The organism is Streptomyces sp. NPDC059142, assembly GCF_042755665.1.
GTDB lineage: Bacteria > Actinomycetota > Actinomycetes > Streptomycetales > Streptomycetaceae > Streptomyces.
In genome coordinates this window covers 1-23,813 of sequence record NZ_JBHZDA010000109.1, presented here as the reverse complement: position 1 = coordinate 23,813, position 23,813 = coordinate 1, and the positions used below count along the sequence as shown (strand labels likewise).

The following is a 23,813-nucleotide window of genomic DNA, read 5'->3' as shown; positions in this document are numbered from 1 at the left end:
CGGCCGGCCGTTGACGTAGTTGTCGGCGGTGGTGACCGGCGCCTCGCTCCACTTCTTCAGGATCTTCGCCCGGTTCACCCCCGCCGCCAGCGTGAACGCGTTCTTCTCCGCGACCAGTCGGGACTCGAAGCCGATCCCGAAGGAGTAGCCGTAGCCGTCCGCCTCCTGGGCGACGTAGTGGTTGTTGTACGTGTCCACCTGGCCGAAGCGGACCCGGGGCGCCCGCTCCTTGACGTTCTTGAACTGGTTGTGGTGCAGGGTGACCCTGAGCTTGCCCCGGTCGGTGGCCGCCGCGCCGTCACTGTTGCCGATCAGCATGGTCTTGTCGTGGTCCGCGAAGACGTTCCACGAGACGGTGACCAGGTCGGCGCCCCGGACGATGTCCAGCTCCCCGTCGTGCTGCTGGTACAGCCGGCCGAAGTAGCGGGGCTGCTCGCTGTCGGGGTGGCGGCCGTCGGTGAAGGTGTTGTGATCCACCCAGACCCGTGTGGTCCCGTACACCACCATGTTGTCGTACTCGGAGTTCCACTCGCCGACGTCGCCGTCGGTCGGGTCCCACTGCGGGAAGCAGTCGTAGGTGTCCTCGAAGGTCAGATTGCGGACGATGACGTTGTCGACGTTCCTGACCTGGAGGCTGCCGCCGAGGATCCGGGCGTCCCCGCCGATGCCGATCACGGTCGTGTCGGCCGGTACGTACGCCATGATCTGCGCGGACTGCCGCTTGGCGGACGCGGCCCGCAGATCCTCCTGTTCCCCGCTCACCGGGTTCTCGTACCCCCAGACCGCCGGATCGTAGTCGGCGAGGTACTGGTCGAAGGAGTAGCCGGGGGCCGCGTAGTCCGCGCAGGTGCGGGTGTTGCCCTGCTCGTCGGAGAGCGCGTCGAGGGTGCCCTTGACGCGGATGATCGACGGGGCGCCGGCGGCCTTCGCCAGCGCCGCTCTGAACTGGGCCCAGGTGGTGACGGTGTAGACATGCTCGGCGTCGGCGGCCCGGCCGCCGGTGGTGCCGGAGCCGGTGGAGGCCCAGCCGTCGCCCGGGGCGAGCGCCGCGCGCTCGGCGGAGCGGCCGGCCGCTCCGCCCGCCGTGCCCGTACCGGCCTGCGCCGGGGCGGCGAGGGTGGCCAGGGCCAGGGTCGTACCGCACACCACGGCGGTGGCGGCGAGCCGTGCATGACGTCCAAAGGTGCGCATCACTGCTTCTCCTCGGTCGGTGACATGTCCGTACACGTGGGGGGTGGGGAGGGGCGGGGTCAGTCGTCGAGCCAGGTGAGCCGGGACTCGGGGATCTCCGCACCGGGCCGGCGCAACTCCCGGGGGGCCAGCACCCGTTCGTCCCGCAGCGCCAGGGCCACCAGCCGGGCCACTTCGATGGCGCCGCGCGGCCGGAAGTGGGTGTTGTCCGCGACCCCGTCGGGGTAGTTCGGGGACTCGCCCGGGGCGAGCCAGTTGAAGTACGTCTGCGACCGCGCCACGCCGAGCCGCTGCCACAGCGCCAGCGTCGCGGCCTGGAGGTCCAGCAGCGGCACCCGCTCGGCCGCCGCCAGCGCGCGCATCGCCGCCGGGTAATCGCCGTGCGTGGGTACGGAGTTGCCCGCCGCGTCGAATCTGCGGCGCTCCACCGAGGTGAGCAGAACGGGCCGCGCCCCGGCCTCCCTCGCGCCGGTCACATAACGCCGCAGGCACTCCTGGTAGGTGGACCAGGGCTCGGTGTAGCGGGTGGGGTCGGTGTCCTTCTCGTCGTTGTGCCCGAACTGGACGAGGAGCAGATCGCCGGGGCGCAGCGCCCCGAGGATCGGTGTCAGCCGCCCCTCGTCCAGGAAGCTCTTCGAACTGCGGCCGTTGACCGCGTGGTTGGCGACCGTGAGGTGCTTTCCGAGGAAGAACGGGAGCGCCGTGCCCCAGCCGCTCTCGGGGGCGGCGGCGCGGTACTTGTCCGCGGCCGTGGAGTCGCCCGCGAGGTAGAGGGTCCGGGCGCGGGCCGGGCGCGGGGTGCCGGGCGCCCCGGCCGTCGAAGGCGCCGCGGCGGCGGTCCGGGGGAGCGCCGCCAGGGGGAGGGCGGAGAGAGCCGCCGCGGCCTGTCTCCGGGAGATCGGCATGACGGTGTGCCTCGCTTTCCTGTTCGGTGCGGAAGATCCGTGCAGAAGATCCGTGCAGAAGAGGGGGAGGCGGCCGGCGGCGGGGCTCTGCTGGGCGAACGCGCCCCACCGCCGGACCGGCGGCCGGCTCAGCGGCCGGGGTTCAGTTCTTGCCCTGCTCCTTCCACTCCGCCTGGGCGTCGTTCAGCTCCTTGGCGATCTTGTCGGCGAACTCCTTCGGCGACATGTCGCCGAGCAGCACCTTCTGGAAGTTCGGCTCGTTGCCGCTCTTGCTGATGGTGTTCCAGTCGGGCAGGTAGTACGGCAGGTTGACGAGCTTGGTCGAACCGTCGCTGAGCGCCTTCATCGCGGTGGAGGTCGGTGCGGCGTCCTTGATCCAGGCGTCGTCGGCCGCGTCGGTGTTGGCCGGGATGGAGCCCGCCGACGCGTTCCACGCGCTGTTGGACTTGTGGGAGGCGGCGAACTCGATGAACTTCCAGGCCGCCGCCTTGTTCTTGCTGCTCTTGAAGAGTCCGAGACCGTCCACCGGGTTGGAGACCTGGACGCGGGTGCCGTCCTCCTGCGCCGGGTAGGGCAGCCCCTTGAACTTCTCGTTGCCGAGCGCCTTCACGTGGTCCTGGTACGAGGCCAGGTTGTGGGTCAGCATCCCGATGGAGCCGTTGTCCCACTGCGCGACCATCTTGATGAAGTCGTTGTTGACGTCGGCCGACGGCGTCACCTTCTTGTACAGGGCGACGTACTTCTCCAGCGCGGCCACGTTCTTGGGGTCGTTGACCGTGGTCTTGTCGCCGTTCCAGAAGGACGTGATGCCGGACTGCCCGTACATCGCGTCCATCGCCGGCGCGATGGACCCCGCGCCGCCCCGGATCGTGTAACCGAACTGGTTCTTGCCGGCGTCGGTCAGCTTCTCCGCCGCCTTGTAGAACGTCTCCCAGGTGGTGGGCGGTTCGAGGCCGGCGGCCGAGAACAGGTCCGTGCGGTACCAGAGGGTGCCGTTGTTGGTGGACGTCGGTACGGAGTACATGCCGTCCCGGCCGCCCGCCGCCTTGACACTGTCCACCAGGGCCGGGACGAGCTTGCCCTTGAGCGGGCCGTCGTCGATGCGCTGGTCGACCGGGTCCAGGACGTCGCGGACCACCAGGTTGGAGAGGTACGCCGTACCCACCCCGCCGACGTCGGGGAGCCCGCCGCCGTCGATCGCCGTGTCGTACTTCGCCTGGACCTGGTCGATCGGGATCCCGACGTACTTGATCTTGATGTCCGGGTTCTGCGACTCGAAGTCCTTGATGATCTGGGCCCAGATGTCCCTGCGCTCACCGGTGTTGTTGTCCCAGAGGGTGATCTCACCCTTGCCCGAGCCCTCGTGGCCGCTGCCGCTGCCGTCGTCGCCGCACGCCGTCGCCGTCAGGGCGAGTACGGCGGTCAGGGCCACGGCGGCGGAGGTCCTTCCTCTGCCGCCGGATGCCATGGGGTTCCTCATGTCAGGCTCTTCTCTCTCGTCTTTGAGTGGAGGGTGGAGGGTGTAGGTGGAGGGTGGAGTTCAGTGCCGCGTCGGCAGCGGGGTCCGGTGCGGCGCCCAGCCGTCCTGCCCCGCGAGATAGTCGGCGACCTGGTGGCGGGCCGCGTCGGCGTCCGTCATCTGCGGACGGTCCGGTGTGACGGCCGCTCCGGGACCGTAGGTGCGGTACTCGCCGAAGCGTGCTTCCTTCCACGGGAAGCCGCTCATGTCCGTCCACGGCGAGGACTTGATCGCCGCGGGCAGTTCGGTCTCCCGGATCAGCACCTGCCCGATCGCGTCCGGCTCGCCGCCCGGATGCCAGGGGCGGCCGAGGTGGAAGGAGTCGGCGGGGGCGTCGCTGACGATCCGGCTGCGGGTGATGAGGAAGCCGTACGGGTTGCCCTTCCACGTCGAAGGGGCCGTGACATAGCCGTTGTTGGTGGCGGAGCCCCGGCTGAGCGCCCGGATCAGGGAGCGTTCGATGACGGTGGTGGCCCGTCCGTAGATGAAGTCGACATCGCCCTCGATATAACTGTCACGGAGGTAGACCCGGCTGATCCGGGTCAGTTGGGGGCTGTCCGTCATCAGGGTGTCCTGGTTGCCCAGGAAGGCGGTGTTCTCGAAGACGATCCGGTCGCCGGTCGTCTTCATCGCCAGCGCCTGCTCGCTGTTCAGCTCGTGGGCCGCCTCGTCGAAGTCGTTGACGAAGGTCAGGTTGCGGGCGGTGACGTCGTCGGCGGCGATCAGCACCGTGGCGCTGCCGCTCGAACCGCCGTACTCGTTGGGGGTGTCGTAGACGATCACCGTCTTCGACCGGTCGCTCCCCGTGCCCCGGAAGTCCAGCAGGGGCTTGGTCGCGGGCACCCTGACCTGCTCCCGGTAGGTACCGGGAGCGATCGCCACGGTGATCCGGCCGTCGTTGCCCGCGGGGACGGCGTCCACCGCCGACTGCACGGTCCGGTAGGCGGCCGGCACGTCGAGCACGGTGTCCTTGCCGAGCGACGCCCGCGGCCCCGCGTACTTCTTCACCAGCGCGGGCACGGCCGCCGCCGGGTCCAGCCGGTAGGGGTAGAAGTCGCGCGGCCGGAAGGCGGTGCCCCACGCGTCCCGGCGGCCCGTCGTGCCCCGGAGGATCGAGCCGCGCTGCACCAACTCGGCGGTGGCGTCGGCCTGGTAGGGGTGCTGGACGTCCTGGTAGAAGCTGTTCTCGATCACCATCTTCGTCCGGCCGCGCGCCCAGTTGCCGTAACTCCACACCGGATCGCCGTCGGCGACCTGCGCCGAGAGGTAGTTGTTGTAGAGATGGGCGTAGGCGCAGTTGTCGGCGGACGGGTTGCGCTGCTTCGTCCCGCTGAACCAGTTGTGGTCGATGGTGATCTGGGTCTTCGCGTTCTCGGTCCAGCCGATCCCGAACGCCTTGTTGTGGTCGTCGAAGCGGTTGTACGAGACGGTGATGTACTCGCTGTCCTTGCGGATGTCGAGCAGTCCGTCCCCCATGCGCGTGAACCGGTTGTGGTCGATCCAGACATGGTGGACGGAGTCCATCTGGATGCCGTCGAAGTCCTGGGTCTTGCCGTCCCAGTCGCCCTCGACGTACGAGTCCCTGATGGTGAGGTTCCGGATGATCACGTTGTGGGTGCCGGGCCGCAGATGCAGCTCCCCGTGGACGATCTCACCGGCCGTCCCGACCCCGATGATCGTCTTGTCGGAGGCGACGACGACCTCCGAGCCGAACGGCTCGACCTCGATCGCCCCGGCGACCCGGATGACGTACGGCTCGGCCGCGCCCGCGTAGCGGACCAGGTCGGCCTGGGTCCGTACGGTGACGACCCGGCCGCCCCGCCCGCCCGTGGTGGAGCCCGCGAGGGAGGCGAAGCCGTGCGGCTCGTCGGAGACGCGGTCCTGGACCCGGCCGGAGGCGTCGGGGGAGGGCGCACCGGAGACGGCGGCGGGCGCCGCGACGGCGGGGGCCGCGACGACCCCCGCGAACAGGGTGAGCAGGGCGGACGCGAAGGCGGCTGCCCCGGTGCGAAAGCGCTTGCGGCGGTGCGTCATGTGCGGCTCTCTCCTCACGGGCGTGCGTCGGAAGGCGGAACGTGCGGGATGTGCGGGTGGTCCTGGGCGGCTGTGCGGGACGTGCGGGGTGCGGGGTGTGCGGGTGGTCCTAGGCGGTCGTGCGGAACGTGGAGAAGACGGCTGTCCCGGCCGGTCCCTCCCCGTCGGCGGGCGCCGTGGCGAACAGCCCCAGCAGCGCGCCCACCCAGCGCCAGGGCGTGGCCGCGAAGACCTGCCCCGAGGGGCGGAAGCCGTCCCCCGTGTCGGCGGCGAACCGGCACCGCGCGCCGGGGCCGACCTCGATCCGCAGCGTGGCGCGCGCCCCGGGCGCCGGGCGCGGGGCGGCGGCGTCCCGTTCACGCGGTGCGCCCGTCTCGGCGAAGCGGTGCACCAGGGCCACCGAGCCGTCCGTACCGCGTTCGAGACCGATCCAGGAGAAGGCGTCACCGAGCACGACCAGACCGGCTTTCGCGCCGGACCCGGCGGACTCCAGACGGAGCGCGACGGTCACGGTGAACGTCTCGGCGGGCAGCCGCTGCACCAGCACGCCGGGGAGCAGGCGCGGATCGTGCGCGTCCGCCGTCCGCAGACAGGCCAGCCGCAGTCCGTCACCGTCGTGCGGGAGCGTCCGGCCGGGGCGCGGGTTCGCCGTCCACTGCCACTGCGGTCCGTGGTGGCCGCCGGGGAAGTCGTCGTCGGAGGCGGGCGCCCGTACCGCCGGCGGCGGCACATGCGCGGGGACGGCGGGCTTCGGGTGGACGGCGACGGGCTCACCGCCGGCCCCGACGACCGGCCAGCCGTCGTCGCCCCAGCGCAGCGGCTGGAGGTGGACGACCCGTCCGTACGCGCCGCGCTCCTGGAAGTGCAGGAACCAGTCGTCGTCGCCGGTGGCGCCCGTCACCCAGGCGCCCTGATGCGGTCCGTTGATCTCCGTACGCCCCTGGGCGAGGACGATCCTCTCCTCGTACGGTCCGAAGAACTCCCGTGCGCGGAAGGCCCCTTGCCAGCCGGTGGCAACGCCCCCGGCGGGCGCCAGGATCCAGAACCAGCCGTCGCGCAGGTGGAGCTTGGGCCCCTCCAGGGTGAACCAGCCGGGCAGCAGATCCCCGTCCACCACCGTCCTGCCCTCGTCGAGCAGTTCCCGTCCGTCGGGGCTCATCCGGTGTCCGGTCAGCCGGTTCTTCACCCCCGACCGGGACTTGGCCCAGGCGTGCACCAGATACGCCTCGCCGGTCTCCTCGTCCCACAGCGGGCAGGCGTCGATCAGCCCCTTGCCCGCCTTCAGCAGGTACGGCGCGCTCCAAGGTCCGGTGATGTCAGGGGCGTTGACCTGGAAGACGCCATGGTCCGGGTCGCCCCAGAAGATCCAGAACCGGCCGTCGTGGTGCCGGAGCGCGGGCGCCCACACCCCGCAGTCGTGCCGGGGCGCGGCGAACGCCTCGGCGGGCTCCAGCCGCTCCAACGCATGCCCCACCAAAGTCCAGTTGACGAGATCGCGGGAGTGCAGCAGCGGCAGTCCCGGCACCCGGCCGAAGCTGGAGGCGGTGAGGTAGTAGTCGTCCCCGACCCGGATCGCGTCCGGGTCGGACCAGTCGGAGGCCAGTACCGGGTTGCGGTACGTCCCGTCGCCGAGGTCGGCGGTCCACGGCCGGTTCATGCCGCCACCGCCTTGCGGGCCAGGGCCGCCGCGTCCTGATGGCCGAGCCGGCCGTCCGCGACGACCGTGACGATCCGCCGCGAGAGGCTGCCGCCCGCGGCCAGCGGCAGCCGCCGGCCCCAGGCCAGCGAGGAACCCACCCCGGGGTACTGGCCGGTGCGGACGAACCAGGGGTCCTGCCGGGTCTCCTCGTTGGCCCCGGCGAAGACCAGCGTCCACTCCCGTCCGGCGAGCGCCAGCCACTCCGCGGTGGTCCCGTGCACCGCCGCCTCCCCGGTCGCGGTCCGGGTGAACACCTCGGGCTCCGGATCGGCGGCGTCCCCCTTCGGGGCGCGCCAGAAGAAGCCGCCGTACCCCGCACCCGGCCGCCCGTTGGTGGCCGGGCTGCCGAACGAGAGGTCCCCGCCGGACACATTGGTCAGCGCCGAGGTGAAGTCGAGCGCCCAGGCCCCCGCGGAGAGCGCCAGCACACTGATCGTGCGCCGCTCCTTGAGGAGTTCACGCCCTTCCCGCGTCCAGGACAGCTCCTGCACACAGCCGTCCGGGTCGCGCAGCAGCCAGCCGGTGTGTTCCTGCGCGCCGTGGTTGTCGAGCGCCACCGGACCCTGGTCGCGTACGTAGGTACGCCCGCCCCAGAAGTTGACACCGGACACGTCCGGTACGGCCATCGACACCCCGAGGTGGTGTGCGTGGTCCGCGGGGCGCAGCTCGGTGACGGTGACACCGCCGAGGGTCCGTACGGGATGCAGGTACGGGCGCGGCGCGAGCGCCGCGGGCAGCGCCGCGGGACGGTGGTGGTACCCGGCCACCGGGCGGGCGTCGCACCGCAGTGTGGTGACCGCCGGGGCCCGGGAGACCTGTGGCTCGCTCATCGGGGGTGCACCTCCGTCGGCGGCGCGGCCCAGTCCGCGCCCAGTTCGGAAAAGGTCGAGAGGGTGTCCGCGCTCGCCGCGACCAGCGCGTCGATGCCCTTGACGACCCGGCGCGGTGCCTTCCCGCCCGGTTCGACGTACCAGGTGCCGGGCGGCAGCGGCGCGGGCAGCGGGCCGGTCCTGATGGCCTCGACGATCCGCATGAAGGCGCCGGTGCGCGGCGCGGGCACGAGCAGTTCCGTACCGTCCCGCAGGTGCGCGACCAGGTTCTCCAGCAGATCCGTACGGCCGTGGACGGTCCCGGACCGGTCCGCGGAGCCGTTGGTGTCCCCGCCCGTACCGCTGTCCGCGCCGCCGTCCGCGCGCTCCACCAGGACCCGGTCCTCCTTGTACCAGAAGGTGATCCGGCCCTGGCTGCCGTGCACCACGACGTACGGCTCCCCGGCCCGCTCCGCGCAGAGCGTGACGGCGACCGTGATCCGGGTGCCCCGGGCGGTCCGTACCCGCAGACAGCTCGTGTCGTCGGCCTCGATGTCGTTGGCCCGGAACTGCTCCAGCTCGATCTCGGCGATGTCCTCGGCCCGTTCGCTGCCGTCGAGGCGCAGCGCGGTCGCCACGGCGTGCGCGAGCGGGTTGGTGAGGACCCCGTCCACGACGTCCCGCCCGTTCAGCGAGCGCCGTCCGGCCCAGGGCACCCGGCGGTAGTACGCGTCGTCGCGCACCCACGCCCCGGCCGCGCCGATCCCGCGTACGGTACCGATCGCGCCGTCGGCGACGAGGCGGCCGATGGCGTCGAGGGCGTGCGAGCCGAGCGACTGGAAACCGACCTGGCAGGCGGTGCCCCGCCCGGCCAGCCCGGCGAGCAGCCGCTCGTACTCCCCGTACGAGGGTGTGGTCGGCTTCTCCAGCAGGGTGTGCACCCCGTGGTCGGCCGCGACGAGCGCGAGTTCGGTGTGCGTGTGGATGGGGGTGCACAGCACGGCGATCCGCGCGCCCGTCCGCTCCAGCAGCCCGGCGAAGTCGTCGGACTGCTCGGGGGCACCGAAGCCGGCCAGCTCCTCCTCGGTCAGCGGTTCCAGCTCGCAGATACCCACGAGCCGTACCAGACCGGCCTGTTCGAGCCGACGGATGTTGACCAGGTGGGTACGGCCGTGACCGCGCGCCCCGGCCAGGACGACGGGCAGCGGGCCCCGCGACGGGGCGACGGGGTGGCTCATCCCTTCACCGCCCCCGCGCTGAAGCCGCTGATCAGCCACTTCTGGATGAAGGCGAAGACGATGACCACCGGCACGGCGGAGATCACACCGCCCGCGGCCAGCGCGCCGAAGTCCACACTGTCCGAGCCGATGAGGGTGGAGAGACCGACCGGGATCGTCTGCTTGTCCTGTTCCATCAGGAACATCAGCGCGAAGAGGAAGTGGTTCCAGCTGTGCACGAAGGCGAAGGAACCCACGGCGATCAGACCCGGCCGCAGCATCGGCAGCACGACGATCCGGAACGCCTGGAGCCGTGAGCAGCCGTCCACCCACGCCGCCTCCTCCAGGGAGTACGGGACGTTCTTGATGAAGCCGCTGATCAGGATGATGGAGAGCGGGAGCTGGAAGACCGTCTCCGCGATGACCACGCTCACGGGGGAGTTGATGAGCTGGAGGTTCTTGAAGATCTGGAAGAGCGGCACCAGCATCAGCGCGCCCGGGATGAACTGCGAGCAGAGCAGCGCCAGCATGAAGCCCTGCTTGATACGGAAGTCGAAGCGGGCCAGGGCGTATCCGCCGGCCAGCGCGACCCCCGTCGTACAGATCAGGGTGAAGACGCCGATCAGCGCGCTGTTCTGGAAGAAGACGGAGAAGCTGCGCTCGTTCCAGACCTTCTCGAAGTGGTCGAAGGTCATCGGCCAGGGCACCAGCGAGGTGGACCCGGCGGGCCGCAGCGAGAACAGCACCATCCAGTAGAACGGCACGAGGGTGAAGAGGAGGTAGAGGCCGAGCGGCAGATAGATCTGCCACCGGGGGACCTCGTCGAAGCGTCGCTCGCGGCGCCGGCGACGCGTCGGCGGCGGCACGGGGCCGTCCCCCGCGGACACGTCGCTCAGCCCCTTCTCGGCGAGGGCGGTGGTCACTTGTGATCGCCTCCGAACTTGCTCAGGCGCAGATAGAGAATCGAGCAGAAGAGGAGGATCGCGAAGGCGACGGTGGTCAGCGCGGTGGCGTAGCCGAAGTCGTGTGCCTCGAACCCGGTGACCGCGACGTACAGCGGCAGTGTGGTGGTGACACCGGCGGGTCCGCCCTTGGTGAGGGTGAGCAGCAGGTCCACGTTGTTGAACTCCCACACCGCCCTGAGCAGGGTGGAGAGAATGATCGCGTCCCTGAGGTGGGGCAGTGTGATGTGTGTGAACTGCTGGAACCGGTTGGCTCCGTCCACCGACGCGGCCTCGTACAGATCCCCCGGGATGGACTGGAGGTCCGCCAGGATGAGGATCGCGAAGAACGGTACGCCGCGCCAGAGTTCGGCGAGCACGGCCGCCCAGAAGACGGTGCCGGTGTCGGAGAGCACGGAGGAGCCGTACTCGCCGATGCCCGCGTCCGCGAGGTAACGCCCCACGCCGGTCGAGGGGTTGTAGAGCAGCAGCCAGATGGTGGTGGTCAGGACGCCGGAGACCGCCCACGGCGAGAAGACCAGGGCGCGGGCCGCGGCCCGGCCCAGGAACGTCTGGTTGACCAGCAGCGCCAGCACCAGGCCGAAGGCCAGTTGCAGGCTGACCTCGGTGACGACCCACTTGCCGCTGAAGATCAGGCTGTCCCAGAACAGCGGGTCGTCGGTGAAGATCCGCCGGAAGTTGTCGAACCCCGCGAAACCGTTCCGCCACGGCTTGGTGGCGTTGTAGTTCTGGAGGCTGTAGTAGAAGACGCTGAGCATCGGATAGGCGATGAAGCCCACCATCAGCAGCCCGGCGGGGGCGATCAGCAGATAGGGGAGGCGGCGTGGTGTCGCTCCGGTACGGCGTACCGGCTTACGGGGCCGGGGGGCCTGGGGCGGCGCCCCTGAGTCCTGCGCCACAGCAGAGGCCATGACTTGCTTCTCCGTTCGGTGGGTGAAGCGCTTCGCAGACCGGGTCCGGCGGAGCGGGCCCGGCGGTGTGCGGGGAGGGTCGCGCGGGGCGACGTGGTGGCGGATCCTCAGCCGACGTACGGGTCGGGCACCTCGCCCGGCCTGGCGAGGAAGGCGAAGTCGCAGCCGGTGTCGGCCTGCGTGATCTGCTCGTCGTAGAGGGCGCCGTAACCGCGCTGGTAGCGGGGCTCGGGCGCGGTCCATCCGGCCCGGCGCCGCGCCAGCTCCTCGTCGTCCACGTGCAGATGGAGGCTGCGGGCCGCGACGTCGAGGGTGATGAGGTCGCCGGAGCGGACCAGGGCGAGCGGCCCGCCGACGTACGACTCGGGCGCGATGTGCAGCACACACGCGCCGTAACTCGTGCCGCTCATCCGGGCGTCGGAGAGCCGCACCATGTCCCGTACGCCCTGCTTGAGCAGGTAGTCGGGGATCGGCAGCATCCCGTACTCGGGCATCCCGGGGCCGCCCTTGGGCCCGGAGTTGCGCAGCACCAGCACATGGTCGGGGGTGATCGCGAGCGCCGGGTCGTTGATGGTGCGCTGCATGGTGCGGTAGTCGTCGAAGACCACGGCGGGGCCGGTGTGTTCGAGGAGTTCCGGCTCGGCGGCGATGTGTTTGATGACGGCGCCGTCGGGGCAGAGATTGCCTCGCAGCACCGCCACCCCGCCCTCGGACGCGAGCGGCTTCTCCCGGGGGCGGATCACCTCCGGATTGTGGACGAGCGCACCCGCGAGCTGTTCCCGCAGTGTGGTGTGGGCGACGGTCGGCCGGTCCAGGTGCAGCACATCGGTGAGCCGGCTCAGGAACGCGGGCAGTCCGCCCGCGAAGTGGAAGTCCTCCATCAGGTACTGGCCGCCCGGCCGGAGGTTCGCGAGCACCGGGACGGTCCTGGCGATCCGGTCGAAGTCGTCGAGGGTGAGCCGCAGTCCCGAGCGGCCCGCCATCGCGATGAGATGGATCACCGCGTTGGTGGAGCCGCCCAGCGCGAGCACCGTGGCGACCGCGTCCTCGTACGCCTCCCGGGTCAGCAGCTTCGACAGCCGCAGTCCGCTGCCGACCAGCTCGACGATCCGCCGCCCGGCGGCGGCGGCCATCCGGTCGTGCCCGGAGTCGACGGCCGGGATCGAGGACGCCCCCGGCATCGTCACCCCGAGCGCCTCGGCGGCGGCGGCCAGGGTGGAGGCGGTGCCCATCGTCATACAGGTGCCGGGGGAGCGGGCGAGACCGTTCTCCAGCTCCGCCATCTCGGCGTCGCCGATCAGCCCGGCCCGCTTGTCGTCCCAGTACTTCCACATGTCCGTGCCGGAGCCGAGGACCTCGTCGCGCCAGTGCCCCGGCAGCATCGGCCCGGCCGGGACGAACACGGCCGGCAGATCCACACTCGCCGCGCCCATCAGCAGCGCGGGCGTCGACTTGTCGCAGCCGCCCAGCAGCACCGCGCCGTCGACGGGGTACGAGCGCAGCAGCTCCTCCGTCTCCATCGCGAGCATGTTGCGGTAGAGCATCGGCGTCGGCTTCTGGAACGTCTCGGAGAGCGTCGAGACGGGGAACTCCAGCGGGAAACCGCCCGCCTGCCACACCCCGCGCTTCACCGCCTGGGCGCGGTCCCGCAGATGGACATGGCACGGGTTGATGTCCGACCAGGTGTTGAGGATCGCGACGACCGGCTTGCCCAGATGCTCCTCGGGGAGGTAGCCGAGCTGGCGGGTGCGGGCGCGGTGGCTGAACGAGCGGAGCCCGTCCGTCCCCCACCACTGGTGGCTGCGCAACTCCTCGGGGCGCACGGCGGTTTCCTCCCCGGCCGTCTCCGCAGCCGTCTCCGCAGCCGTCTCCGCGGCCGTCTCTCCGGCCGTGGGCCGGGGGGCGCGGGTCATATCGCCCACCCCGCGACCAGGGACGCGACCGCCGACCGCTGCTCCTCGGGCAGCGCCCGGCTCGGCGGGCGGATGTCGCGCCGGCACAGTCCGAGCGCGGCCAGCGCCTCCTTGACCACCGTCACGTTGTCGGCGGACTGGCGCGCGGCCCGCAGCTCCTCGAAGGGCCTGATCTGCTCCCAGACCTTCATGGCGCCCGCGTAGTCCCCGGCGCGCAGCGCCTCCAGCATCCCCAGCGAGACGGCGGGGGCGACATTGACCAGACCGGAGGTGAAGCCGGTCGCGCCGCCCGCGAAGTAGGAGGGGGCGTACAGCTCGGCGAGGCCCGCGACCCACACGAAGCGCTCCAGACCCGCGTCGCGGGCGAAGGCGGCGAACCGCGCGGCGTCCGGCACCGCGTACTTGGCGCCGATGACATTGGGGCACAGCTCCCCGAGTCTGGCCAGGGTCTCGCCGCCGAGCAGCGGATTGCGGATGTACGGGACGACGCCCAGCTCCGGTACGGCGTCGGCGATCGCGCGGTGGTAGTCGATCCAGCCGTCCTGCGAGACATAGGGGTGGACGGGCTGGTGGACCATCACCATCCCGGCGCCCACGGCGCGCGCGTGTCGGGCCGCGGCCACGGCGGTGGGCACGTCGAGACCGATGCCGACGAGGATCGCGGCCTCGCCCGCGGCCTCCTCGACGGTCAGCTCCGTGACGGCGCGGCGCTCGTCGGGGCCGAGTGCGTAGTACTCGCCGGTGTTGCCGTTCGGGGTGAGGGTACGGACGCCGCCGTCGAGCAGCCGGCGGAGCAGGGCGCGGTGCGCCACCGTGTCGACGGTGCCCTCGGCGGTGAACGGGGTCACGGGGATCGCCACGACATCGGCGAGCGCGTCCCGCGACGATGTGAGATCAGGGCTCTTCATGCGTGGTCTCTCCTTCGGGGAACGCCCGGTGCAGGAACGAGGCGATGTGGTCGTGGAGGGCGCCGGCCGCGCCGTCGATGTCACCGGCGAGGGCGAGCCGCAGGATCTCGCGGTGCTCGCCCGCCTCCCGCTCCCAGGACGGGACGGCGGCCCAGGCCACCGTGGAGACGAGGGCGGCCTGGTCGCGCACCTCGTCGAGCATCCTGGCCAGCAGCGGATTGCCGCAGGGCAGATAGAGCGAGCGGTGGAACTCCCGGTTGGCCAGGGAGCGTTCGGCCTGGTCGGCGGCGCCGTCGGCGCGGAGCAGGGCCTCCCGCGCGGGCTCCAGCGAGGCGCCCCGGCCCAGGGAGCGCCGGAGCGCCGCCGGTTCCAGGAGCAGCCGTACGTCGTAGACCTCGTGGGCCATCGCGGCGTCGACCGTGCGGACGGTGGCGCCCTTGTACTGGCTCATGACGACCAGACCGGTGCCGGCCAGGGTCTTGAGCGCTTCCCGCACCGGTGTCTTCGACACCCCGAACCGCGCGGCCAGTTCGGTCTCTACCAGGGCCTGACCTGGACTGAGCCCGCCGGTGAGGATGGCGTGCTTGATCGCTTCCTGGACGTACTGGGTGCGGGAGGGGATCGGACTCGGGGCGAAGGCCATGGGCGCTCTCAGATCTCGCGTCTCATATATGACGTACGAAGTACGACGCGATGAAGCTAGAGGGGTGTTTCATGTTTCGTCAATGCTTCCGACGGAAGAAGAAAGCGCTTCGACAGATGTCGTCCGAACCATTGACGTACGGCTCTCAGGTCCTTAATTTCTAGCGGCAAGCGCTTACCTAAAACGATTCAATTCGGAGTGAGGGGCGAGCTATGCCTACGTCGGGGAGCGTCGACAGACGCGGCCTGCTCAAGATCGCGGGTGGCTCACTGGCCGCACTCGGCCTGACCGCGGCGGGTTGTGGCTCCGGAAGTGGATCGAGCGGTGGGAACGTCACCATCCGGTACGCCTGGTGGGGATCCGAGGACCGTGCGAAGCGCATCAACAGGACGATCGCGCTCTTCGAGGAGAAGTACCCGAAGATCAAGGTCAAGACGGACTTCCAGCCCTATCTGGACTTCTGGAAGAAGTTCAACACCCAAGCCTCCGGCGGCAATCCGCCCGACGTCTTCCAGAACGCCGTCGGCTTCCTGCGCAAGTACGACCAGAAGAACGTGCTGCTCGACCTGAAGCAGCAGGTGTCGGCGGGCAACCTCAGCATGGACGGCTTCCGGGCCGGTCTGGCCGGCTTCGGCGAGGTCGACGGCAAGCTCCTCGGAGTGCCGGTCGGCAGCAACTCCATGGCGCTGGTCATCGACGAGAAGGTGTACGAGAAGGCGGGCGTCGCCCCGAAGCCGGGGTGGACCTGGGACGACTTCGACGCCGCGATGCGCAGGATCCGCGACACCCAGGGCATGGCGGGCGACAGCGGGATGTACGGCGTCATGTACCTCTACGACCTCTACCTCCGCCAGAACGGCAAGGCGTTCTTCACCGCCGACGGGCTCGGGTTCACCGAGACCGACCTCACCCAGTGGTGGACCAAGGCGTACGACGGGGTGAAGTCGGGCGTCTACACCGACCCGAAGAAGATCGCGCAGATCAAGCCCAAGTCCGCGGTGGCCGCCGAACTCGCCGCCGGGGAGTTCACCTGGGACAACTTCACGGTCCGCTACACCGCCGAGGGCAAGAGCGCCTACGGCCTCGCCCCGATCCCCACGACCGACGGGAAGAAGACCGGCCAGTACCTCGGCTCGCTGATGCTGAGCGGCTCCCGGCGGACCAAGCACCCCAAGGAAGTGGCCCAGTTCATCGACTTCATGGTGCACGAGCCGGAGGTCGCCAAGATCATGGGCTACGACCGGGGGGTCCCCACGACCACCGCGCAGTACGAGGCGTTCAAACCCACCGACGAGGTGAACCGGCAGATCGCCGCGTACGAGCAGCAGCTCGTCGACACCGGTGTGCTGGAGCCCATCACCCCGCACCCGGCCGGCGCGGATGTCGCCGAGTCGGCCTTCCTGCGGATCGCCGAGGAACTCGCCCTGGGCAAGCGGCCGGTGGACGACGCGGTGAAGCAGTTCTTCACCGAGTCGAACACGGCGCTCGGCGCCTGATGGGACCCACGGCGGTGAGCGAGGAGGCCGCCGCGGCGGAGCCCCGTACCCCGGGCGCGTCCCCCCTGGCCGGCCGGCACCGCCCCGGACCCCCCGCCGCCGGACGGCGGGGCCGCCGGGAGAACCTGGCCGGCCTGCTCTTCATGTCCCCCTGGATCGCGGGCTTCCTGATCCTCACCGCGGGGCCGATGATCGCCTCGCTCTACTTCGCCTTCACCGACTACAACCTCTTCGACGCCCCCCGGTGGATCGGGCTCGACAACTTCACCGAGATGTTCGGGGACGCCCGCTGGCGCCACTCGGTCTCCCTCACGCTCTGGTACGTGGTCGTCGGCACCCCGCTCAAACTGGCGGCGGCGCTCGGGGTCGCCCTGCTGCTCAGCCAGAAACGCCGCGGACAGGGCTTCTACCGGGCCGCGTTCTACGCCCCGTCCCTGATCGGGGCGAGCGTCTCCATCGCCATCGTCTGGCGGGCGATCTTCTCGGACGACGCCGTGGTCGACCGGGGCCAGCGGCTCTTCGGCCTGTCGGCGGGCGGCTGGGTCGGCGACCCCGACATGATCGTGTACAGCCTGGTGGCGCTCACCGTCTGGCAGTTCGGCGCGCCCATGGTGATCTTCCTCGCCGGACTGAAGCAGGTGCCGGTCTCGCTCCACGAGGCGGCGGAGGTCGACGGCGCGGGACCGCTGCGCCGGTTCTGGAACATCACCCTGCCGATGATCTCGCCGGTGCTCTTCTTCAACGTCCTGCTGGAGACGATCCACTCGTTCCAGATCTTCGGCTCCGCCTACATCCTCGGCGGCGCGGGCGGCACCTGCGGACCGGCCGACGGCACGCTCGTCTACACCTGTTACCTCTACATCCAGGGCTTCGAGAACAGCCGGATGGGGATGGCCTCGGCCATGGCCTGGATGCTGCTGCTCGCGGTCGGACTGGTGACCGCGGTGCTGTTCCGGTCCCAGAAACACTGGGTGCACTACGAGGAGGCGGCCCGATGAGCACACCGCGTACGCGCCCGGCCCCGGGGCCGCCCGTACCGGCGTCCGGACCGCGTCCCGACCCGGTGGCCGCGGCGCGGACGGCCTTCCGCCGCCGCGGCGCCGGCTCGCTGGCCTGGCATCTCGGCTCGCTGGCCGTCCTCGCGGTCGTCCTGTACCCGGTGGTCTGGGTGATCGGCGGTTCGTTCAAGCCGAACGACCAGATCGTGGGGAGCCTGGACCTCTTCCCGGTGGACCCCATCACCGAGAACTACACCCGGCTCGCCGACGGCATCGCCGACATCCCGATCTCCACGTTCTTCGTCAACTCGACGGTGCTGGCGCTGGGTTCGGTGGCCGGGGTGCTGATCTCGTGCTCGCTGGCGGCGTACGCCTTCGCCCGGATCCGGTTCGCGGGGCGCAATCTGCTCTTCGCGCTCATGATCGGGACGCTGCTGCTGCCGTACCACGTGCTGCTGATCCCGCAGTACGTGCTCTTCCAGAAGCTCGAACTCATCAACACCTACACGCCGTTGCTGCTGGGCAAGTATCTGGCCACGGACGCCTTCTTCGTCTTCCTGATGATGCAGTTCATGCGGAACCTGCCGAAGGAACTGGACGAGGCGGCGCGGCTGGACGGCTGTGGACACGCGCGGATCTACTGGTCGATCGTGCTGCCGCTGTGCCGGCCCGCCCTGATCACCAGCGCCATCTTCACCTTCATCAACGCCTGGAACGACTTCATGGGCCCGCTGATCTATCTCAACGAGCCCGAGAAGTACACCGTTTCGCTCGGGCTGAAGATGTTCGTGGACCAGGACGGGGTCGCCAACTACGGCGGCATGATCGCGATGTCGCTCATCGCCCTGCTGCCCGTGCTGCTCTTCTTCCTGGCGTTCCAGCGCTATCTGATCGACGGCATGGCGACCTCCGGACTGAAGGGCTGAGCCGCTGCGATGAGCCAGAGTGTCCACCTCGCCGAGGAGCGGGCCGAGCGGCGCCGTACGGCCCGCCAGGACTCCCGCCTCCTGCGGGCGTTCACCGTCTTCGCCGAGGCCCTGCTCACCGGTGTGTGGATCGCGCTGGCCTCGCTGCCGCTGCTCACCTTCCCCGCGGCGTTCGCCGCCGGCGCCGGGCATCTGCGCCGGGTGCTGGACCACGAGCCCGCCACCCGGCGGGAGTTCCTGGCGGATCTGCGCTCCGCCGTCCGGCGCGGCTGGCTCGTCGCGGCGGCCGGCTGGGCCGCCCTCTGGCTGCTGTGGGCGGACCTCACCGTCGTACGCGCCGGGCTGCCCGGCGGCGCCTTCGCGGGCACGGTCGGGGTGCTCGCCTTCCTCGGTGTGTGCGTCGCCGGACTGCGCGCCGCCGCGTGCTGGCGGCCCGGAGCGTCCTGGCGGGCCCTGCTGCGCGCGGCGGCCCGCCGGACCCTCGCCGACCCCGCCGGGTCGCTGCTGCTGGTCTGCGGTCTCGCCGTGGTACCGGCCTCGGCGTGGTTCGCGACGCCGCTGGCGGCGCCCGCGCTCGGCGTGGTGACGGCCGCGGCGCTGGCCGTGGAGCGCCGCCACCGTACCGGCTGACGCCGCGGCGCACCCGCGCCCGCCCGGCGCCGGCGCGCGTCGCGCATATGTCATGTGCATGTAAATTCCGAGGAAGGACTGCCCATGTCACCGATCCCCCGCAGGTCCCTGCTCCAGGCCGCCGCCGTCGCGGGCGCGGCCACCCGGTTCAGTTGGGCGCTCGGCGGGAAGCAGGCCCACGCGGCCTCCGCCTCCGCCGCCGCGGCCGACGCCCCCGTCACGGTCCGCTGGCTGGAGGACGAGGGACCCGGTGCCGCGCCCGGCTCCACCTTCGGTGTGCCGTGGCCGCGCGGCGCCCACCCCGCCGGTACGGCGTTCGCCCTGGCCACCACGGACGGCGAGGCGGTCCCCGTACAGACCTGGCCCACCGCCTACTGGCCCGACGGCTCCCTCAAATGGACGGCCCACGCCGTGGGCATCGGGTCCACGGGCACCGTCGCCGCCGCCGACCGCTTCACCCTCACCGCGGGCCCGCCCGCCGCCCCGGCGCGGAAGGTCACCGTCACCGAGACCCGGCGGAAGATCACCGTCGACACCGGTGTCGTCAAGGCCGTCATCCGCCGCGACGGCGACCAGCTCGTCGAGTCCCTGACCCGGGGCACCACCCGGATCGCCACCGACGGCCGGCTCGTACTGCTGCGCCAGGGCGAACTCGACGAGAGCGACGCCGGCAGCGCCAAGTGGGAGCGGTTCGACGGCGAGACCGGCGCCGCCGAGGTGGAACAGGACGGGCCCGTCAGGGCGGTGGTCCGTATCGACGGCACCCACCGCCGGGGCGGTCGCCGCCTGCTGCCCTTCAGCGTACGGCTCTACTTCTACGCCGGCGCCGACTCCTTCCGTATGGTCCACACCATCACCTACGACGGCGAGCAGACCCCGGGCCGCACCAAGGGCGACTTCATCCGCGGCCTCGGCGTCCGCTTCTCCGTGCCGATGCGCGACGCCGCGTACGACCGCCACATCCGGGTCGCCGGCGAGGGCAGGGGCTTCCTCACCGAGGCCGTCCAGGGCATCACCGGGCTGCGCCGTGACCCGGGCGCCGCCGTCCGGGCCGCGCAGGTCAAGGGCGAGAAGCTGCCCGATCCGGCGACCTGGGACCAGCGGGTCACCACCCGGCTCGGGTACATCCCCACCTGGGGCGACTACACGCTCTCCCAGCTCTCCGCCGACGGCTTCACCCTGCGCAAGCGCACCAAGCCCGGCCACGGCTGGATCACGGCGGGCGGCGGTGGCCGGGCGTCCGGCTTCGGTTACGTCGGCGGGGCGAGCGGCGGACTCTCCTTCGGGCTGCGGGACTTCTGGCAGAAGCACCCCGCGCAGCTCGACATCCGGGGCGCGGCGGGCGACGAGGCCGAGGTCACCCTCTGGCTCTGGTCGCCCGAGGCCCGCCCCATGGACCTGCGCTTCTACCACGACGGCATGGACCAGGACACCTACCCCGAACAGATCGAGGGCCTCAACATCACGTACGAGGACTACGAGCCCGGCTTCGGCACCCCGTACGGCATCGCCCGCACCAGCGAGCTGATGTTCTGGGCCAACGCGGCCACCCCCACCGCCGCCGGACTCGTCGCCCAGTCCCAGGCCGTCCGCACCCCGCCGCAGCTCGCGACCACCGCCGAAGTCCTCAGCCGGGCCGGGGTGTTCGGCGGGCTCTTCGCCCCCGTCGACCGCTCGGATCCCGCGAAGGCGGAGATCGAGGACCAGCTCGACTTCCTCTTCACGTACTACCAGGAGCAGGTCGAGCAGCGCCGCTGGTACGGCTTCTGGGACTACGGCGACTTCATGCACAGCTACGACGAGAACCGCCACCAGTGGCGGTACGACGTCGGCGGCTACGCCTGGGACAACTCCGAGCTCTCGCCCGACCTCTGGCTCTGGTACGCCTATCTCCGCTCGGGCCGCTCCGACATCTTCCGCTTCGCCGAGGCGCTGACCCGGCACACCGGCGAGGTCGACGTCTACCACCTCGGCCGGTGGGCGGGCCTCGGCACCCGCCACGGCGTCCAGCACTACGCGGACAGCGCCAAGCAGCAGCGCATCTCCACCGCCGTCTACCGCCGCCCGTACTACTTCCTCACGGCGGACGAACGGGTCGGCGACCTGATGCGCGCCCAGGTCGACTCCGACGAGACCTTCCTCGTCCTCGACCCCATCCGCAAGATCCGCACCGAACCGTACGAGCCCGACCGCAACGCCCTGTCGATCGGCTTCGGCACCGACTGGAGCGGGCTCGCGGCGGGCTGGCTCACGGAGTGGGAGCGCCGGGGCCCGCAGGCCGCCAAGGCCGAGGCACGGCTGCGCTCCACCATGTCGACGATCGCCGCGCAGCCCAACGGCTTCGTGCAGGGCTCGGGCCTCTACGACCTGGACACCGGGAAGTTCGCGGTCGCCGCCACACCCGTGGTCAGCGTCTCCCACCTCTCCGCGATGTTCGGGCTGGTCGAGATGTGCGCGGAGCTGATCGCCCTCATCGACCTGCCGGAGTTCGAGGACGCCTGGCTGGACTACTGCCGCTACTTCAACGCGACCAAGGCCGAACAGCGCGAACGGTACGGCTCCGACTTCGGCAGCCTGCTCCTCTTCCAGGGCCACTCGCGTCAGGACGCCTACGCGGCGGCCCGGTCGGGCGACGCGCGACTGGCGGCGCGCGCCTGGCAGAAGTTCTACGACAGCGACGCGTACACCTCGGCGATGGTCTGGGACAAGAAGCGCATCGAGGGCCCGGACGTGCTCGAACCGGGCTGGGAGAACCTGCGGATCAACAGCAACGAGACGGCCCTCTTCGGGCTGGCGGCGATCCAGAACCTGGCCCTGGTGGGCGACAGCATCCCGAAGAAGTAGCCGAGGGGAGAGGGACACCATGGACACGGAACGCGCACGGGGAAAGAGACGCCGGGCCCTCGCCCGGCACACCGGAGCGGTGGCGCTGGCGGCCCTCACCGTGGCGACGGCCCTGTCGTCCCCCGCGCAGGCCCGCCCGCCACGCCTGCCCGCCGGGTGCGCGGGCACCTCCCCGGTGGTCTGCCACTTCGACGTCCCACCGGGTACGTACGCGGTGTCGGCGCTGCTCGGCGGCGCCACCGCGGGCTCCACCGGGGTCTCGGCGGAGACCCGCCGTACGATGCTGGCCGGGACGGCGACCGCGGCGGGGCGGACCGTACGGCGGGGCTTTACCGTCGACGTACGCGAACCCGAGGGCGAACCCACGGGACCCGGCGGCAGCCCCGGACTCGACCTGCGCTTCGACGGCGCGGCGCCCCTCCTGGCGGGGCTCCGGGTCACCCCGGCGCCCCGGACGCCCCAGCTCCTGCTGGCCGGTGACTCGACCGTCTGCGACCAGGCGGGCGAACCGTACACCGGATGGGGCCAGCAGCTCCCGCAGTACCTCCGCGGTGGCATCGCGGTCGCCAACTACGCCGATTCGGGGGAGGGTTCGCAGTCCTTCCTGGACACGCCCGCGCTCTTCCCCGCGGTCGAGGCCCGGGTGGGCCGCGGCGACCTGGTCCTGGTCCAGCTCGCGCACAACGACAAACAGACCCCGGCCGACGTCTACCGGGCCAACCTCACGGAGATGACCGACCGGGTACGGGCACGCGGCGGCCGGCCCGTCCTGGTCACCCCGATCGTCCGCCGCTGGTTCAACGCCGACGGGACCCTCGACAACGGCACCGCCCTCAACGTGAACGGCCTGGGCGTCGACCTCCCCGCCGAGATGCGCGCGCTCGCGAGGGACCGGCGGATCCCCCTCGTCGACCTCACGGCGCTCACCAAGCACCGGGTGGAGGAGCTGGGCCCCGAGGCGTCCAAGGCGCTCTTCCTCCACGACGAGAAACGCGACAACACGCACACCTCGGTCAGGGGAGCGACGGAGTTCGCCGCCCTGGTCCTCGGGGAGCTGCGCGCGCTGCGGCTGATCCCGGACCGGGTGGTGCGCTGACGGCCCGCCCGCGGGTCCGCGCGGATACCCGACAGAAGGTGTCGGGTATCCGCGCCATCATCGTGGTGACGCCGCTGCCTCGGGCGTCGGCACGACGGTGGTACGTGGACACGGAAGGACACACATGTCAGCAACGCTGGACGGCAAGGTCGCACTCGTCGCGGGAGCGACCCGGGGGGCCGGACGCGGCATCGCGGTGGAACTCGGCGCGGCGGGCGCCACGGTCTACGTGACCGGCCGCAGCACCCGGAAGCAACGCTCGGAGTACGACCGCCCCGAGACCGTCGAGGACACCGCCGACCTCGTCACCGAGGCGGGCGGCCACGGCATCGCCGTCCCGACCGACCATCTGGAGCCGGTGCAGGTCCGCGCGCTGGTGGACCGGATCGCGGCCGAACAGGGCCGGCTCGACCTGCTCGTCAACGACATCTGGGGCGGCGAGAACCTCTTCGAGTGGGAGGTGCCCGTCTGGGAGCACGACCTCGACAACGGGCTGCGGCTGCTCCGGCTCGCGGTGGAGACCCACGCGATCACCAGCCACCACGCGCTGCCCCTGCTGCTGCGCTCCGGATGCGGCCTGGTGGTCGAGATGACCGACGGCACCGCCGAGTACAACCGCGACACCTACCGGAACTCCTTCTTCTACGACATCGCCAAGGCCGCGGTCCTGCGGATGGCCTTCGCGCTCGGCCACGAGCTGGGATCACGCGGCGGTACGGCGGTGGCCCTGACGCCCGGGTGGATGCGTTCGGAGATCATGCTGGACCAGTTCGGGGTGGCCGAGGCGGCGTGGCGCGACGCCCTGGAGCGCGAACCGCACTTCTGCATCTCGGAGAGCCCGCGCTACGTGGGGCGGGCCGTGGCCGCGCTGGCGGCGGACCCCCGGGTGAGCCGGTGGAACGGGCAGTCGCTGTCGAGCGGCGGGCTCGCGCGGGAGTACGGCTTCACGGACCTCGACGGCAGCCGGCCGGACGCCTGGCGCTACCTCGTCGAGGTGCAGGACGCCGACCAGCCCGCCGACGCGAGCGGATACCGCTGAGCGGATCCCCGGGGCCGGCGGTGAGGTCGGCCCCGGGGTCGGCTGTGGGGGGCGACGGTGCGGTGGGCCGTGC

At 71.2% G+C, this 23,813-nt stretch carries 19 protein-coding genes; 7 read left to right on the top strand and 12 right to left on the bottom strand.

What is annotated here, in order from left to right; genetic code table 11:
- The 12 genes from ACFXPK_RS28420 to ACFXPK_RS28365 all read right to left on the bottom strand — a co-directional run.
- Window positions 1-1,191: polysaccharide lyase family 1 protein (locus tag ACFXPK_RS28420; RefSeq protein WP_385079920.1), on the bottom strand; the 1,191-nt coding region annotated here is incomplete at its 3' end.
- Between the two features lie 59 nt (window positions 1,192-1,250).
- Window positions 1,251-2,096 carry a rhamnogalacturonan acetylesterase gene (locus ACFXPK_RS28415; protein WP_385079918.1) on the bottom strand — a complete coding sequence of 282 codons (846 nt, stop codon included), beginning with the start codon at window positions 2,094-2,096 and terminating at the stop codon, window positions 1,251-1,253.
- Between the two features lie 142 nt (window positions 2,097-2,238).
- Window positions 2,239-3,576 (bottom strand): ABC transporter substrate-binding protein, encoded by a 1,338-nt coding sequence (locus tag ACFXPK_RS28410; RefSeq protein ID WP_385079915.1) that lies wholly within the window; start codon window positions 3,574-3,576, stop codon window positions 2,239-2,241.
- 60 nt (window positions 3,577-3,636) lie between these two features.
- Window positions 3,637-5,649: a pectinesterase family protein gene (locus ACFXPK_RS28405; protein ID WP_385079912.1), complete on the bottom strand. Its 2,013-nt coding sequence runs from the start codon at window positions 5,647-5,649 to the stop codon at window positions 3,637-3,639.
- A 109-nt stretch (window positions 5,650-5,758) separates the two neighbouring features.
- Complete coding sequence (locus ACFXPK_RS28400; protein ID WP_385002825.1) at window positions 5,759-7,306, bottom strand: family 43 glycosylhydrolase; 1,548 nt, start codon at window positions 7,304-7,306, stop codon at window positions 5,759-5,761.
- Window positions 7,303-8,178, bottom strand: a complete 876-nt coding sequence (locus tag ACFXPK_RS28395) for a PmoA family protein (protein WP_385002822.1) — start codon at window positions 8,176-8,178, stop codon at window positions 7,303-7,305. Before ACFXPK_RS28395 ends, ACFXPK_RS28400 begins: the two co-directional genes overlap by 4 nt.
- Window positions 8,175-9,395, bottom strand: a complete 1,221-nt coding sequence (locus tag ACFXPK_RS28390; RefSeq protein WP_385079909.1) for a Gfo/Idh/MocA family protein — start codon at window positions 9,393-9,395, stop codon at window positions 8,175-8,177. The genes ACFXPK_RS28395 and ACFXPK_RS28390 overlap by 4 nt, the downstream gene beginning before the upstream one ends.
- Window positions 9,392-10,297 carry a carbohydrate ABC transporter permease gene (locus tag ACFXPK_RS28385; protein WP_385002817.1) on the bottom strand — a complete coding sequence of 302 codons (906 nt, stop codon included), beginning with the start codon at window positions 10,295-10,297 and terminating at the stop codon, window positions 9,392-9,394. The genes ACFXPK_RS28390 and ACFXPK_RS28385 overlap by 4 nt, the downstream gene beginning before the upstream one ends.
- Window positions 10,294-11,247 carry a carbohydrate ABC transporter permease gene (locus tag ACFXPK_RS28380; RefSeq protein WP_385002814.1) on the bottom strand — a complete coding sequence of 318 codons (954 nt, stop codon included), beginning with the start codon at window positions 11,245-11,247 and terminating at the stop codon, window positions 10,294-10,296. The genes ACFXPK_RS28385 and ACFXPK_RS28380 overlap by 4 nt, the downstream gene beginning before the upstream one ends.
- A gap of 107 nt (window positions 11,248-11,354) precedes the next feature.
- Complete coding sequence (araD, locus tag ACFXPK_RS28375; protein WP_385079906.1) at window positions 11,355-13,160, bottom strand: L-arabinonate dehydratase; 1,806 nt, start codon at window positions 13,158-13,160, stop codon at window positions 11,355-11,357.
- Entirely contained in the window at window positions 13,157-14,068 is a 912-nt protein-coding gene (locus ACFXPK_RS28370; protein ID WP_385002808.1) for a dihydrodipicolinate synthase family protein, read from the bottom strand. The genes araD and ACFXPK_RS28370 overlap by 4 nt, the downstream gene beginning before the upstream one ends.
- Window positions 14,055-14,711: a GntR family transcriptional regulator gene (locus ACFXPK_RS28365; protein ID WP_385079904.1), complete on the bottom strand. Its 657-nt coding sequence runs from the start codon at window positions 14,709-14,711 to the stop codon at window positions 14,055-14,057. Before ACFXPK_RS28365 ends, ACFXPK_RS28370 begins: the two co-directional genes overlap by 14 nt.
- Before the next feature lie 212 nt (window positions 14,712-14,923).
- On the opposite strand from ACFXPK_RS28365, the gene ACFXPK_RS28360 reads away from it, so the two are divergent.
- From ACFXPK_RS28360 to ACFXPK_RS28330, 7 genes are all read left to right on the top strand, one after another.
- On the top strand, window positions 14,924-16,207 hold the full coding sequence (locus ACFXPK_RS28360) for an ABC transporter substrate-binding protein (RefSeq protein ID WP_385079901.1): 1,284 nt from the start codon (window positions 14,924-14,926) through the stop codon (window positions 16,205-16,207).
- Window positions 16,207-17,205 carry a carbohydrate ABC transporter permease gene (locus ACFXPK_RS28355; RefSeq protein ID WP_385079898.1) on the top strand — a complete coding sequence of 333 codons (999 nt, stop codon included), beginning with the start codon at window positions 16,207-16,209 and terminating at the stop codon, window positions 17,203-17,205. The genes ACFXPK_RS28360 and ACFXPK_RS28355 overlap by 1 nt, the downstream gene beginning before the upstream one ends.
- Complete coding sequence (locus ACFXPK_RS28350) at window positions 17,202-18,131, top strand: carbohydrate ABC transporter permease (protein WP_385002797.1); 930 nt, start codon at window positions 17,202-17,204, stop codon at window positions 18,129-18,131. Before ACFXPK_RS28355 ends, ACFXPK_RS28350 begins: the two co-directional genes overlap by 4 nt.
- Window positions 18,132-18,140: 9 nt before the next feature.
- On the top strand, window positions 18,141-18,761 hold the full coding sequence (locus ACFXPK_RS28345; protein WP_385079894.1) for a hypothetical protein: 621 nt from the start codon (window positions 18,141-18,143) through the stop codon (window positions 18,759-18,761).
- A gap of 84 nt (window positions 18,762-18,845) precedes the next feature.
- On the top strand, window positions 18,846-21,605 hold the full coding sequence (locus ACFXPK_RS28340) for a Tat pathway signal sequence domain protein (protein WP_385079891.1): 2,760 nt from the start codon (window positions 18,846-18,848) through the stop codon (window positions 21,603-21,605).
- A 19-nt stretch (window positions 21,606-21,624) separates the two neighbouring features.
- Window positions 21,625-22,701 (top strand): rhamnogalacturonan acetylesterase, encoded by a 1,077-nt coding sequence (locus tag ACFXPK_RS28335; protein ID WP_384993221.1) that lies wholly within the window; start codon window positions 21,625-21,627, stop codon window positions 22,699-22,701.
- A 124-nt stretch (window positions 22,702-22,825) separates the two neighbouring features.
- The gene (locus ACFXPK_RS28330) at window positions 22,826-23,740 is read left to right on the top strand and encodes an SDR family oxidoreductase (RefSeq protein ID WP_385079888.1); all 915 of its coding nucleotides are present in this window, start codon (window positions 22,826-22,828) and stop codon (window positions 23,738-23,740) included.
- Window positions 23,741-23,813 lie beyond the last annotated feature (73 nt).